This window comes from Sinorhizobium sp. GQ132 (assembly GCF_059758575.1).
Genome location: NZ_JCAXDX010000002.1, coordinates 691375 through 704488, shown reverse-complemented (window position 1 = coordinate 704488; position 13114 = coordinate 691375). Strand labels below are relative to the sequence as shown.

The 13114-nt window shown below is 63.2% G+C and carries 11 protein-coding genes; 4 read left to right on the top strand and 7 right to left on the bottom strand.

What is annotated here, in order from left to right:
- Positions 1-18: 18 nt before the first annotated feature.
- Positions 19-1035, bottom strand: a complete 1017-nt coding sequence (gene cobT / locus AC6CIG_RS07435; RefSeq protein ID WP_018095176.1) for a nicotinate-nucleotide--dimethylbenzimidazole phosphoribosyltransferase — start codon at positions 1033-1035, stop codon at positions 19-21.
- Positions 1036-1174: 139 nt separating this feature from the next.
- Here cobT and AC6CIG_RS07430 point away from each other — a divergent pair, with 139 nt between their 5' ends.
- From AC6CIG_RS07430 to AC6CIG_RS07420, 3 genes are read left to right on the top strand one after another with little or no spacing between them, the layout of a single operon-like run.
- A complete protein-coding gene (locus AC6CIG_RS07430) occupies positions 1175-1963 on the top strand; it encodes an adenosylcobinamide-GDP ribazoletransferase (protein ID WP_026168619.1) in 789 nt (262 codons plus the stop codon).
- 46 nt (positions 1964-2009) lie between these two features.
- Positions 2010-2231, top strand: a complete 222-nt coding sequence (locus AC6CIG_RS07425) for a DUF1289 domain-containing protein (RefSeq protein WP_020487477.1) — start codon at positions 2010-2012, stop codon at positions 2229-2231.
- Entirely contained in the window at positions 2228-2929 is a 702-nt protein-coding gene (locus tag AC6CIG_RS07420) for a TIGR02281 family clan AA aspartic protease (protein WP_018095179.1), read from the top strand. Before AC6CIG_RS07425 ends, AC6CIG_RS07420 begins: the two co-directional genes overlap by 4 nt.
- 19 nt (positions 2930-2948) lie before the next feature.
- Here AC6CIG_RS07420 and AC6CIG_RS07415 read toward each other — a convergent pair whose 3' ends face one another.
- Positions 2949-3710: an ABC transporter permease gene (locus tag AC6CIG_RS07415; protein WP_003535321.1), complete on the bottom strand. Its 762-nt coding sequence runs from the start codon at positions 3708-3710 to the stop codon at positions 2949-2951.
- Positions 3707-4633, bottom strand: a complete 927-nt coding sequence (locus tag AC6CIG_RS07410) for an ABC transporter ATP-binding protein (RefSeq protein ID WP_100673069.1) — start codon at positions 4631-4633, stop codon at positions 3707-3709. The genes AC6CIG_RS07415 and AC6CIG_RS07410 overlap by 4 nt, the downstream gene beginning before the upstream one ends.
- Before the next feature lie 493 nt (positions 4634-5126).
- Between AC6CIG_RS07410 and AC6CIG_RS07405 the strand changes: the two genes are divergently transcribed.
- The gene (locus AC6CIG_RS07405; protein WP_437407815.1) at positions 5127-6242 is read left to right on the top strand and encodes an ABC transporter substrate-binding protein; all 1116 of its coding nucleotides are present in this window, start codon (positions 5127-5129) and stop codon (positions 6240-6242) included.
- Positions 6243-6419: 177 nt separating this feature from the next.
- Here the strand turns inward: AC6CIG_RS07405 and AC6CIG_RS07400 are convergent, their stop codons facing one another.
- The 4 genes from AC6CIG_RS07400 to AC6CIG_RS07385 form a co-directional block, all read right to left on the bottom strand.
- Positions 6420-8558, bottom strand: coding sequence for a TonB-dependent receptor (locus AC6CIG_RS07400; RefSeq protein WP_437412249.1), 2139 nt, complete (start codon positions 8556-8558; stop codon positions 6420-6422).
- A 312-nt stretch (positions 8559-8870) separates the two neighbouring features.
- Positions 8871-10067 carry an extensin-like domain-containing protein gene (locus tag AC6CIG_RS07395; RefSeq protein ID WP_437407625.1) on the bottom strand — a complete coding sequence of 399 codons (1197 nt, stop codon included), beginning with the start codon at positions 10065-10067 and terminating at the stop codon, positions 8871-8873.
- A gap of 249 nt (positions 10068-10316) precedes the next feature.
- Positions 10317-10871, bottom strand: coding sequence for a Kazal-type serine protease inhibitor domain-containing protein (locus AC6CIG_RS07390; protein ID WP_018095185.1), 555 nt, complete (start codon positions 10869-10871; stop codon positions 10317-10319).
- A 421-nt stretch (positions 10872-11292) separates the two neighbouring features.
- Positions 11293-13107 (bottom strand): methyl-accepting chemotaxis protein, encoded by a 1815-nt coding sequence (locus AC6CIG_RS07385; protein WP_437407624.1) that lies wholly within the window; start codon positions 13105-13107, stop codon positions 11293-11295.
- Positions 13108-13114: the final 7 nt, after the last annotated feature.

Below are 13114 nucleotides of genomic sequence, written 5' to 3'. Positions count from 1 at the left end.
CGCGTGGGCTGGCCTGCCCTACTCCTTGTTGCTTACGCCAGCCTGCGCGAAGGTCGCCATGCCGCTGTGGCAGGCAGCCGCCGCCTTGACGATGCCTGCTGCAAGAGCCGCACCCGTGCCTTCGCCAAGCCGCATGCCGAGAGCCAGGAGCGGTGTCTTGCCGAGTTTCTCGATCGCCCGCATGTGACCGGGCTCGCTTGATACATGGCCGATCAGGCAATGGTCGAGCGCCGCCGGGTTGGCGGCCTTGAGGATCGCCGCGGCCGCGGTCGCGACGTAGCCGTCGATGATGACGGGCACCTTCTGCATCCGCGCCGCGAGAATTGCACCCGCCATCGCCGCGATCTCGCGGCCGCCGAGCCGCCGCATGACTTCGAGCGGATCGGACAAGTGATCGCGGTGCAGCGCAACGGCCTTTTCGACGGCAGCGATCTTGCGCGCGAGCACCTCGCCTTCCGAACCGGTGCCGGGACCGACCCATTCCTCTGCCGTGCCGCCATAGAGGCCGAGATTGATGGCGGCCGCGATCGTCGTGTTGCCGATGCCCATTTCGCCGATGCACAGCAGATCCGTGCCTCCGGCAATCGCTTCCATGCCGAAAGCCATGGTGGCGGCGCAGTCGCGCTCGGAGAGAGCCGGTTCCTCGGTGATATCTCCGGTCGGATAGTCGAGCGCCAGATCGAAGACTTTGAGGCCGAGATCGTGTGCCACGCAGATCTGGTTGATGGCAGCACCGCCGGCGGCGAAGTTCTCGACCATCTGCGCCGTCACCGAAGCGGGAAAGGGCGTCACTCCCTGCCGGGTCACGCCGTGATTGCCGGCGAAGATCGCGACGAGCGGCCGGTTGACCGCCGGCGGACGTCCCGTCCAGGCGGCAAGCCAGAAGGCGATTTCCTCGAGGCGCCCGAGAGCGCCGGGCGGCTTCGTCAATTGCCCGTCCCGCTCGCGCGCCGCAACGAGTGCCGCCGTATCCGGCCCCGGCAGGTTGCGCAGTAGTTCGCGGAAATCATCAAACGGCAGGCCGCTGGCGCTCATGGATCATCCTTGCAACGTGAAACTCGTTCGGGGCTCGTCATAGAGCGTGATGCCGCCCGCGGCAACGGCATTTGCGCCATTTGCCGTCGTCTCGCATGATCCCGCGGAACGCCGGGCGATTCGGGATGCGGGAGACGAGATGGCAGATATTCGCGAGCTCTGGGACGACGTCGCACGGTCGGTTGCCTTTTTGAGCCGCATTCCCGTGCCGGATCGATATTTCCGCGGCTATGACGGCGGGCTCGGCCGCGCCGTGCGCGCCTTCCCTCTTGCGGGTATCCTGATCGCCCTTCCTGCCGCCGTGATAGCGGTCCTTCTGGGCGCGCTACACGCGAGCTCGCTCTTCAACGCCTCCCTCGTCGTCGCGGTGCAGGCGATGGTCACCGGCGCCCTGCATGAGGACGGCCTTGGGGATACGGCCGATGGTTTCGGCGGCGGGCGCGATCGGGAAAACGCCCTGGAGATCATGAAGGACAGTCGGATCGGTACCTATGGCGCGGTTGCCCTCATTCTTTCCTTCGGCCTTCGCGTCTCGGCCCTGGCCGCCTTCCTGCCGCTGCTGACGCCGATAGGCGGCGGAATTGCGCTGCTTGCGACCGCCGCGCTGAGCCGCGCCGCGATGGTCTGGCACTGGTCCCGCCTTCCGCCTGCCCGCCGCGGCGGTGTCGCCGCCTCGGCCGGTTTACCCGAGCCGCAGGCGACATCGGTTGCGCTCGGCTCGGGCGTGCTCCTCGCGCTCGTGCTGTTTTTCCTGGCCGACGTCCCGACCGTCGCCGTTCTGCTTTCGCTCGCTGCCTTCGGGCTTGCGGTGCCAGGCTTCACCCGGATCGCCTTACGCAAGGTCGGCGGCCATACCGGCGACACCATCGGCGCCACCCAGCAACTGACGGAGATCGCCGTTCTGGGCGCTCTTGCACTGGCCATCTGAAAAGCCGATATATTTTCGAACGAAACAGCAGAGCATCGTCCCGATCATGGAATCTCCCTGCATTCTCGTCTGCACGATCGACGATAGGACCGGTTACTGTTTCGGCTGCGGGCGCACACGTCAGGAGATCGGCGCCTGGACGCTCTACACCGATACCGAACGGCACACGATCATGCAGGCCTTGCCGGCGCGACTGGAAACGGTCGAGCGCAAACCGCGGCGGGAGACGCGCCGGTCGCGCATGGCGCGAGAACAAAACGGCTCATGAGCAGACTGATCGTCCTCCTCGCAATACTCGGCATCGGCCTCGTGCTGCTGATCATCAATCACGATTCCGGCCGAACGTTCGGCATGAACAACGACGATTTCGGACAGCTCGTAGCCCTCGGCGCGCTGGCGACGCTTTTCGCCGCCGGTATCGTCAGAAGCCGCCGAACGCTGGGCGAAGGCCTGACACAGATCGCGATCTGGCTGCTGATCGCGTTCGTCCTCGTTGCGCTCTATGTCTACCGCTTCGACCTTCAGTCCGTCGGCGACCGGGTGCTGGCAGGACTTATGCCCGGCAGGGCCATGGTCATCACCGACAGCGAGGGTCAGCAGGAGGTGGTGCTTCACAAGCGGATCGACGGCCACTTTGCCGCCGATGCGACCGTCAACGGGCGTGAGGTCAGCATGCTTGTGGACACCGGCGCGAGCAGTATCGTGCTCACCCATGAGGACGCGGCGAGGGTCGGTCTCGACGTCGCCGATCTCGGCTACACCATCACTGTCATGACCGCGAACGGACCGGCGCTTGCGGCACCGGTCATCCTGCCGGAGATCGCGATCGGACCGATCCGGCGGACGAATATCCGCGCCATGGTCGCGGCCGAGGGGCGGCTGGACAGCAGCCTGCTCGGCATGAGCTTCCTCTCGACCCTCGACTTCCTGCAGATGCGCAGCGACGAGCTCCGGCTCAGGGACTGAGCCCCCCGCCGCTCCAGCCTCAGTTGCGCAGCTTGTACCCGGTCCGGAATATCCATGTCAGTGCGGACATGCAGAGGGCGAGAAAGACGAGAATGATTGCCGCGCTGGCGAGCGGATTTACATCCGAGATCTCGAAGAAGCTCCAGCGGAAGCCGCTGATCAGATAAAGGACCGGGTTGAAGTGGCTTACTGCCCGCCAGAATGGCGGCAGCATGTCGATCGAATAGAAGCTGCCGCCGAGGAAGACGAGCGGCGGGACCACCAGCATCGGAATGAGGTTGAGCTGCTCGAAATCCTTCGCCCAGATGCCGATCAGGAAACCGAACAGACTGAAGGTCACCGCCGTCAGAACGAAAAAGAAAAGCATCACGAAGGGATGGGCGATGCTGAGATCGACGAACAGCGAGGCCGTGACGAGGATGATCGTGCCGATCATCATCCCCTTTGTCGCCGCTGCTCCCACATAACCGAGCACAATCTCCAGCATGGATATCGGTGACGACAGCACCTCATAGATCGTGCCGGTGAATTTCGGAAAATAGATCCCGAATGAGCCGTTGCCGATGCACTGCGTCAGAAGCGTCAGCATCATCAACCCGGGCGTGATGAAGGCACCGTAGGAAATCCCGTCGATTTCCTGGATACGTCCACCGATGGCGGCTCCAAAAACGATAAAATAGAGCGAAGTGGAGATGACGGGCGACACGACGCTTTGCAGAAGCGTGCGGCGTGTGCGTGCCATTTCGAAGAAATAGATGGATTTGACTGCTTCTATGTTCATCGCCCCGCCTCCACGATCTCAACGAAAATATCCTCGAGCGAACTCTGCCTCGTGGAAATGTCCCGGAGCCTGATGCCCGCCTCGGCCAGCGCCGCGAGCAGCGACGTGATGCCCGTCCGATCAGCGCTCGTGTCGTATTCATAGATCAGGCGTTCGCCTTCGCCCTCCAGCAACAAATTGTAGGAGGCAAGAGAATCGGGAACCCGCTCCAGAGGTTGGGCCAGATCGACGCGCAGCTGCTTGCGTCCGAGTTTCGTCATCAGCGCATTCTTGTCTTCGACGAGCAGTATCTCGCCGCTGTTGATCACCGCGATCCGGTCGGCGATCTCCTCAGCTTCCTCGATATAGTGGGTCGTGAGGATGATCGTCACGCCCGAAGCGCGCAGCCGCTGGACGACCTCCCACATGCTCTTTCGCAGGCTGACGTCGACACCGGCCGTCGGCTCGTCGAGGAAAAGAACGCGCGGCTCGTGCGAGAGCGCCTTGGCGATCAGCACGCGCCGCTTCATGCCCCCGGAAAGCTCGCGCAGGGTGCTGTCCTTCTTGTTCCAGAGCGAGAGGTCTTTCAGTACCTTTTCGATATGCGCCGGATCCGGCTTCCTGCCGTGAAGCCCGCGCGAGAAGGAAACTGTGTTCCACACCGTCTCGAAAGCGTCGGTCGTCAGTTCCTGCGGCACAAGGCCTATCATCGCCCGCGTCTGGCGGAAGTCGCGCACGACGTCGTTGCCGCCGACGGTAACCTTGCCGCCCGTCGCATTGACAATACCGCAGACGATCGAGATGAGCGTCGTCTTGCCGGCGCCGTTCGGACCGAGGAGGGCAAGAATTTCTCCCTCCTCGATATCGAGGCTGACGCCCTTCAGGGCCTGAAACCCCGAGGCATAGGTCTTCGACAGATTGGAGATGGAAACAATTGGCGCCATGGAACATATCCGGGAAGAGGTGCAAAAGACGGCAGGGTGCTGCTCTATATGGGCCGATTCACATGGATTTGCAGCCCGTCCAAGCCAAATTTACGTTGACGCTCCGTCAAGGGCCGCCGCTCCGCTTAGCGACTGCTGCCCGTGCGCCAGTAGAATCTCTTGGAGTGCGGACACCAGCCGTGCCGCCTTTCCTCGGCGAGCCGATAGAAATCTTTCTCGCGTCGCGCCGCGTCGTGACGATGCCGGACAGTCTCGAGCGCTGCCTAATCTTGATTGCCTTCGTCAAGATATGTATGCGATGCAAAAGCGTGCGTGAGGGCCCGCCGCCCGAACATGGTCTCTCTCGCCGGCGCGATCGATTTCGGCCACGAGATAGACCGAACGGGTCGGCGCTCTGTCTGCGGGACAGGCCGCGTCAATCATTCGAGGGAGGAGAATTGTCGTGAGGAGAAAACTTTCGGTGCTTTGCGCCGCGATCGCCTTTCTGGTCCTGATGGTTCCGGCCGTTGCGTTCGCCGGGGAGCGGACAGAGGCGGAGAAGTCTGCACCGATTACGGTCACCGATATCGCCGGCCGCGAGGTGACGGTAAATACGCCGGTCAGGCGCGTACTGCTTGGTGAGGGACGGCAACTCTACCTTGTTGCGTCGCTCGAGCCGGAAGATCCCTTGGCTCGCGTCGTCGCATGGCGCAACGATCTGATCGAGGCCGATCCGGCGACATACAAGCAGTACCTCGAAGCCTTTCCCAGATTGGCGGAGCTTCCGGCATTTCCTGGAAAGGAAAACGGTCTGATCGACATAGAATCGACAATCGTCCTGAAACCCGACGTGGTCCTGCTCAATCTCGAGGCCATGCGTGCGAACGAAGATGCCAAATATATCGAGAAGCTCGCGGAGCTCCAGATCCCGGTTCTCTATATCGATTTCCGCCATCATCCGCTGAAGAACACCGAGCCTACCATCCGTCTGCTCGGGAAGATCATGGAGCGCGAGGAGCGCGCGGAAGAGATCATCGCATTCCGCCGTGAAGCGATGGCTCGAGTGACCGACGTCATCGGCACGTCCAAGCCCGAGCGCCCGAGGGTGTTCATCGAGAGGATCGGCGGCTATGCCGACGATTGCTGCCTTACCTTCGGGGCCGAAAACTTCGGCAAGTATGTCGAACTCGCCGGCGGCCTCAATATCGGCAGCGACATTCTTCCTTCCACGTTCGGACAGCTCAATCCCGAGCAGGTGATCGCCGCCAATCCCGAACATGTCGTCGTTACCAGCGCCGACTGGGAAGCCTACGTGCCCGGCGGGCACTGGATCCCCCTGGGACCCGGCGCGGATGAGACGGTGACCCGGCAGAAGCTCGAATGGTTCACCAGCCGCAGCGCCTACACCGACATCGCAGCCCAGAAGACCCGGACCTTCCACGGCATCTGGCACCAGTTCTACAACAGCCCCTATGAGTTCTTCGCCGTCCAGCAACTGGCGAAATGGCTCCACCCGGAACTCTTTGCCAGCCTCGATCCGGACGCGACATTTGCCGAGTATCACCGGCGTTTTCTGCCCATCCCCTATCGTCCCGGCTATGCCGTCAGCCTCGTCGACAGCACTGACTGATCGGCCCAGCCTGGTGATTCAAGCGCGTGAGGCTCTCCACGGAGTGTCTCGCCTTCGCTTTTCTACGTTCGTGAGGTACGCGGTCACGCCTGCATCCGCGGGTTGCTGATCCGGTTCGACCGCACGCTCGACGGCCGGAGGCGCCCGACGGCGCCTCCATGGGCATACTCGGTGGAATCAGAAGTCGGTTGTCATGGAGACCTTCACCGTCAGCGGCGCACCCTGCGACAGGGTGCCGTAACTTGCAACGCCGGACCAGTAGTCAAGGTCGAAGACATTCTCGACATTGGCGCGGAACGTGACCGGCCTCTCGTTGATCGCGGTCAAGTAGCGGGCGCCGAGATCAAGCCGGGTCCAGGAGGGAATTTCCTGGGTGTTTGCCGTATTCACAAACTGCTCGTCCGTGTGGATGACATTGCCGGTGAGCGTCAGACCAGGCAAGAAGGGCGTATCCCACTCCGCCCCCAGATTGACCTGCAGAGAGGGCACCCCGATCGGGGTATTGCCACGCGCCGCGTCATCGCTCGTTTTCGTGATTTCGCCGTGGATGAAGGCGACACCACCGACAACCCGGATTTCGGGTGTCACCTCGCCGAAGACGTTCAACTCGACGCCGCGGTTGCGCTGTTCGCCGCCTTCCGCGAAGACCAGGCCGCCGCCCTGCGTCTCCAGCACGCCGAACGGCTTTTCGATCTGAAACACGCTGGCGGTCACCGCCACGCGTCCGAGATCGACTTTGGTGCCGATCTCGTATTGTCTTGATCGGTAGGGCGCAAGCGTCTCGCCCGAATTGACGGCCGTCGCCGGGGCCGTGTCGCCGACGCTGAGGCCCTCAACGTAATTGGCATAAAGCGCGACGTTTTCCCACGGCTTGAAGACGATGCCAGCGAGCGGCGTCAGAGCGCTCTCGTCGGAAGATGCGGTGATGGCGCCCGTGGCAGGGCTGTAGTTTTCGGTATCGATATGCTGCCAGCGCCCACCCAAGGTCAGTTGCACGCGCTCATCGAACATCGACATGGTGTCGGAAAGCGCGAAACCATGGAAGATATTCTCCGAAGCTCTTGGCACATGGGTCGGCTGCGGCACCTCCTGCTCGGGACGAGGAAGCGGATCGAAGATATTGGTTGGCTGCGCGATTCCAGAGTTAGAGCCGCGCGCGAGACGTTGCTGAAGCCCGTTGACCTGGAATGTGACCGAGTGATCGATGGCCGCCGTCTCGAACTCGGCGCGAACGCCCGCCTCCGCCGTCAGACGGTCGACATCGAAGACAAAATTCTGCGGGGTGACACTGGCGTCGCCGGCAGAGTTAAGAAGCAGCGGAGTGCCAAAGAGGCGCTCGACCCGCGAATTCCCGCCACCGACGGCCGCGAAGACGGTGACCGCGTCACTCAGGTCGTATTCGACCCGCCCCAACCAGGACAGGTCCTCGGTCGTCGCCCATTCCCAGGGTTCCTGGATATTGGATCGGCCACCCGGCGCCTCGGGAATTTCGAAATTCCCAAACGGGAAGAATGGGCGCAGCGGGGCGTCGACGTCCTGCCGTTGCCCGATGACGTCCAGGGTCGCCCGGATGCCTTCGCCCTCGTAGTCGAGCGCGATTGCGCCGACACCGACGTCGAGTGACTGGTTGTCGATGGCGGTGTCGCCGCCGCGATAACTGCCATTGAAGCGGACGCCGAACTGGCGCTGGTCGCCGAAGCGGCGACTGACATCCAGATGTCCGCCGCCGTAAAGATCGGAGGCATAGTCGGTCGTCACGCGAGTCAGATCAATCTCGGGCGCGCGTTTCGGCACGATATTGATACTGCCGCCGACGCTGCTGTTCGGAGAGATGCCGTAAAGGAGTGCCGTCGGTCCCTTGATAACCTCCACACGTTCGGCATAGTCGGTGAACAGGCGAAAGGTCGGAGCGACGCCGAAGACCCCGTCGAAGGAGACTTCGCCAAAATTCCCCTCGTTGAGCGGAAACCCCCTGATGTAGAAGGAATCCAGCATTCCGCCGGAGGCGTGAGTGCTCCTGACCGACGGATCGTTGGCCAGAACGTCGGCTACAGTCTTCGCATTCTGATTCTCGATCGTCGCCGCGGTATAGCTGGTTATGTTGAACGGCGTGTCCATGAAGTCGCGGTTGCCGAGCAAGCCGACGCGACCACCGCGCGCTACCTGCCCCCCGGCGTAGTCTTCCGGTTCCGTGCCTATCGTCGCAGTCGCGGCGCCCCTCACCTCGATGCGATCCAGCACCGTCGCATCTTGTGCCAAAGCGGCACGGCTCACCGTTGCCAGCAGGACAGCCAGCAGTCCAACACGCAGTTCCATAGATACCCCTCTAAGAACATCGACCGAGACGGCCGACTCGCTTTGCAACGAGCCGAGCACGTCGGTACAAAACCGGTGTTAGATAACTTGATTTTTTATGTCAACAATTCGCGTGCAGCCGCTATTTGCAGCGATAAAATGGAACGGCCGCGCGTTCGGCGCCGTCCGCCGCGTTCGCTTGCGGGTGTTTTCCGACCGGGAGGCGCCGGATACCCCTGGACGCCTGCCCCGTCATCCTCGACTCCTCTCCCGAGACGAGGCCATCGCGGCGTCAGCCGGGCCGTCCGACCGATGGTCCGCCTGTGCAGCGTGCTAATCGCAGTGCCGGTAACCGGACTTGCGCGTGCGCAGATCGAAGTGGAAATGGTCCTTGTGGAAAGGATCGCTGCCCGGTCCGAGCACCGTGTGGAAATACTTGCAGCTGTCCGTGCGCACCGCTTTCAGGAGCCCCCGCTCACGGAAAGCAAAGAAGCCCTTCTTGCGCACATCGATTTCCTTGCCGTTCTTCAACACGAACTTGCCGACGTCTATCGCGTTGCCGCGCGCATGTTCCGACATGGGATTGCCGCGGCGGGAGTTCATCGTCCGGCAGGAGTAGCCGCCGAGGGGCTTGATCGTCTTTACGCCCGACCAGTAACGGTAGCGCGACGACGGCGCCAGCTCGTATTTCACCCACTTGGCGAAGGCTTCCGTTACCTGGCAATTCAGCTTCACCGCAGGTTTGACGGCGATGTCGCCGGACAGGCCGCTGAGCTCGATCGGGTAGTCGATGCCACAGGACGGTCCGTTATGGACGCGCGGAACGTCGCGGAAGAGGACGCCGAGCTTCTTCAACCGCTGCCGGCACGCGACCTCCGAGCCCGGCATGTCGCCGGTGTATTCCGGCGTGGACAGGGGGCTGCGGGCGCGCGGTATGAAAGCGACCTGCTGCGGCTGCTCAGTGCGCGTCGCCCGCTGCGGCTCGAGAACACGCGTTCTATTCACTTCCTCGGCCGCGCTCTGCGCGGGCGCAAGGGGCGGCAGGTCGGGATCATAGCCGGGATTCGCCTCAGGCATCGGCATCGGCTGCGGCGCTCCGGCAAGCTGTCGCACATCGCTTTCGCCGATACCGGCCACGACCGGCTGCGTCGTATTCCCCTCGGCGATCTCGCCGGCCTGCTCCTGCGCCAGGCCGACCACCGGTTCGACGCCGAGCATGGCGTCCATGTTCACCCCCTCGGGCGGAACCGTCATCGATCCGGCCCTGGCGACCTGGCCCTGCGGCGCAAGGGCCGCATTACTGGAAGCCGGGGCAACGGAGGTCTGGCTGGCCATGGCGACCGGCTCTGACGACGGATAGGCAGCGACTTCCTGCTCCGGCATGGCTGCAGGCGCCGGCCTGATCGCGCCGACACGGGAGCTCCCGTCGATTCGGGCCGGTGGCGCAAGCACGTCGGTCGTGCAGGCAACGAGCGGAATGGACAACAGCAGCGCCGCCAGTGGACGATGAAGAAGAGAAACATACGCCATACTGATTGCCGCCTTCATCCATGACAAAGCTTCGGCCTTGTCCGTGCGCCGCCTGCCCACAGCCAAGAATGAACCTGCGGAATGTCGCCAAACGGGCGCTCGGTCGAGAAAGTCGGCTTTGCAAAGCAATTTAAGCAAACGTGGTAAACGAAGCCTTGCCGGCCGCACGCCAAATCGGGCGAGCGGGGACAAAAGAAAAGGCCCGCATCCTTACGGGTGCGGGCCTTTTCTTTGTGGGATTTCGTCCGACTAACGGCATTCCCCTGGATGGGCGACGCGGAACCCGTCCGCTCGTGCCTCGCAGGCATTCGGGAACGTTCTTGATCGTCCATTGCGCTCGCCGCAGACCGGCGCGAATTCGCGCGTGCAGAATTGCGGCTGCTGCGGGCGATCATCCTCACGGCGGCATTCGCCGGGTGCGACGACGCGGAAGCCTTCGGCGCGCGCCATGCACGAATTTGGGAAGGTCTGCCTTCGCGGGCCGCGCTGGCCGCAAACCGGCGAAAACTCGCGCGTGCAGACCTGCTCTTCCGGCGGACGGGATGCCGGACGGCATTCGCCGCGATGAACGACACGGAAGCCGTCGGCGCGTGCCTGGCAGGCATTGGGGAAGGTCCGAATGCGATTGCCGCGTTCGCCGCAGACGGGCGCGAATTCCATCGTGCACATTTGCGGGCCCGGCGGGCGGATCGGTCCCGGACCGGGGCGTGGCTCGTCGACGACCACGGTACAGGCAGAAAGAAAGCCGGCGGCGGCCAGGAAAATGGCGGCAGACTTCATGATGAAACGCTTGAAAGGCAACACAGGTCTCCCCCTTGGCTGGCATCTCGGATGCGGCCGGATCGGCGCGCGATAGCGACCGTCCTCCCGTCGCACCATCTCGCCTGTCTTGCGGCCAGGCGTCAACTCCCGCGAGATGCGCCGTCCACGCACCACCGACAGGAGCAGGCTCACCCGCCCGAACGACATCGGTTGAACGAAGAGGCCCGCGGCCGCTTGTTTGATTTCCTCATTCCTGTGCTTGTCACAGGAATCCAGTCAGCCCAAGTCCTTGGGCTGAAAAAACGCTTCCCGCGCCGCAGACGCGGTGCTGCTGGATCCCTGTGACGAGCACAGAGATTGCAGTCCTCCGAAAAGTTTCCCACAGCGCCGCGCATCTTATGAGACGCGCGGCGCTGTGGTGCTGCATGTTTTGTCCACTGATCGGTTACGATCTCAACAGGCCTCAGGCTGCCCTGTCAAAGGCCGGCTGTGCGCCCCGTTCCCCGAGCCTGAACTGTTCGAGCAGCGCCTTCAGCTCGCGACTTTCCTGCGCCAGCGTCTGGCTTGCCGCGGTCGTCTCCTCGACCATTGCGGCGTTCTGCTGCGTCATCTGGTCCATGCTGTTGACGGCCGTGTTGACCTCCTGCAGTCCGGTCGCCTGTTCCCGAGCAGCGGTCGCAATTGCGGCCACCTGCTCGTTGACACGGTTGACCAGAGCCTCGATCTCCATCAGCGCATCGCCCGTCGAGCGGACGAGTTCGACGCCGGCGCCGACCTCCTTCACCGAGGTGCCTATCAGCTCCTTGATCTCCTTTGCTGCGCCGGCCGAGCGTTGCGCAAGCTCGCGGACCTCCTGGGCAACCACGGCGAAGCCGCGGCCGGCCTCCCCTGCCCGCGCCGCCTCGACGCCTGCATTCAGCGCCAGCAGGTTCGTCTGGAAGGCGATCTCATCGATCACGCCGATGATCTGGCTTATCCGGCTGGACGAGGCTTCGATCCGCCCCATCGCATCGATCGCATTGCGCACGATACCACCGGATTTCGCCGCGCTCGCCTTCGTCTCGTCGACCATGTCGCGCGCTTCCAGGGCACGATCCGATGCCTGGCGTACGGTGGAGGTGATCTCGTCAAGAGCTGCGGCCGTCTCTTCAAGTGCCGCCGCCTGCTGTTCGGTCCGACGCGAAAGATTGTTGGCGGCCTCTGAAATGTCGGCGGCACTGCCATGGACGATTTCGGTGGATTGGGAAATGGCGCCGATGACGTCGCGAAGCGCGGCGACCGCCGTGTTGAAGTCGTCCTTGAGCTTGGCGTATTCCGGCGCGATCCGGGCGACCGCGGCGGTGAGGTCGCCGTTTGCCAGCCGCTCGAGCGCGCCGCCGAGCGTCTCCATCGCCTCGGCCTGGGTTGCGGCAGTCGCACGCTGGCGCTCCTCGTTGCCGCGCCGTTCTGCGTCCAGGCGGTCCTGCTGCTCCGCCTCGCGCGATCGCAGTTCGAGGCGGTCCTTGACGGAGTCGCGCAGGACGACGAGCACCTTTGCCATCTGCCCGATCTCGTCGCCGCGATCGGTTTCCGGAACATCCGAGGAAAGGTCCTCGTCTGCGATCGCCCGCATCGAGACCTTCAGCTTTTCGATAGGCCGAACGACGCTGCGCACGATCGCCAGTGCCGCCATGAGGATCGCGAGCGCTGCCGCGACCAGAATGCCGGCCATCTGCCAGGCGCGCTCGCGGAACATGGCGGCCAGGTCGTCGGCATAAACACCGGTACCGACCACCCATCCCCAGGGCTCGAAACCGGCCACGTGCGAATATTTCAGCACGGGCTGGTCGGCGCCGGGCTTCGGCCAGTAATAATCGACGAAGCCCTTGCCGTGCGCCTGAACCGTCTTGACGAATTCCACGAACAGGAACTTGCCGTTGGGATCCTTGTTCTGCGTCAGGTCGGCGCCGTCGAGTTCGGGCTTGATCGGATGCATCACCATCTTCGGATGCATATCGTTCACCCAGAAATAACCGCTGTCCTGATAGCGCATCGCCCGGATCGCCTCCAGTGCGCGGCCCTGCGCCTCCTCGCGCGTCAGCGTGCCGGCCTTTTCCTGGCCGTGATAGGCGTCGAAAACCTTGATCGCGTTCTCATTCATCGCCGCGAGCATGGCCTTGCGCTCGGCAACCAGCTTGTCCTGCGCCTGGATCAGCCCAAAGGTCAGCGCCGCCGCCATCGTCAAAAGCGCAAACGCGACCAGCGCGTAAAGACGCGCCGAAATTCGAATTCTTCTCATCCCCTGC

Excerpts from the sequence above, each read along its gene's own strand:
- AC6CIG_RS07415 (WP_003535321.1), bottom strand. The coding sequence starts at position 3,710 with ATGAACATAGAAGCAGTCAAATCCATCTATTTCTTCGAAATGGCACGC.
- AC6CIG_RS07385 (WP_437407624.1), bottom strand. The coding sequence starts at position 13,107 with ATGAGAAGAATTCGAATTTCGGCGCGTCTTTACGCGCTGGTCGCGTTT.
- AC6CIG_RS07395 (WP_437407625.1), bottom strand. The coding sequence starts at position 10,067 with ATGGCGTATGTTTCTCTTCTTCATCGTCCACTGGCGGCGCTGCTGTTG.
- cobT (WP_018095176.1), bottom strand. The coding sequence starts at position 1,035 with ATGAGCGCCAGCGGCCTGCCGTTTGATGATTTCCGCGAACTACTGCGC.
- AC6CIG_RS07400 (WP_437412249.1), bottom strand. The coding sequence starts at position 8,558 with ATGGAACTGCGTGTTGGACTGCTGGCTGTCCTGCTGGCAACGGTGAGC.
- AC6CIG_RS07420 (WP_018095179.1), top strand. The coding sequence starts at position 2,228 with ATGAGCAGACTGATCGTCCTCCTCGCAATACTCGGCATCGGCCTCGTG.
- AC6CIG_RS07425 (WP_020487477.1), top strand. The coding sequence starts at position 2,010 with ATGGAATCTCCCTGCATTCTCGTCTGCACGATCGACGATAGGACCGGT.
- AC6CIG_RS07410 (WP_100673069.1), bottom strand. The coding sequence starts at position 4,633 with ATGGCGCCAATTGTTTCCATCTCCAATCTGTCGAAGACCTATGCCTCG.
- AC6CIG_RS07430 (WP_026168619.1), top strand. The coding sequence starts at position 1,175 with ATGGCAGATATTCGCGAGCTCTGGGACGACGTCGCACGGTCGGTTGCC.
- AC6CIG_RS07405 (WP_437407815.1), top strand. The coding sequence starts at position 5,127 with ATGGTTCCGGCCGTTGCGTTCGCCGGGGAGCGGACAGAGGCGGAGAAG.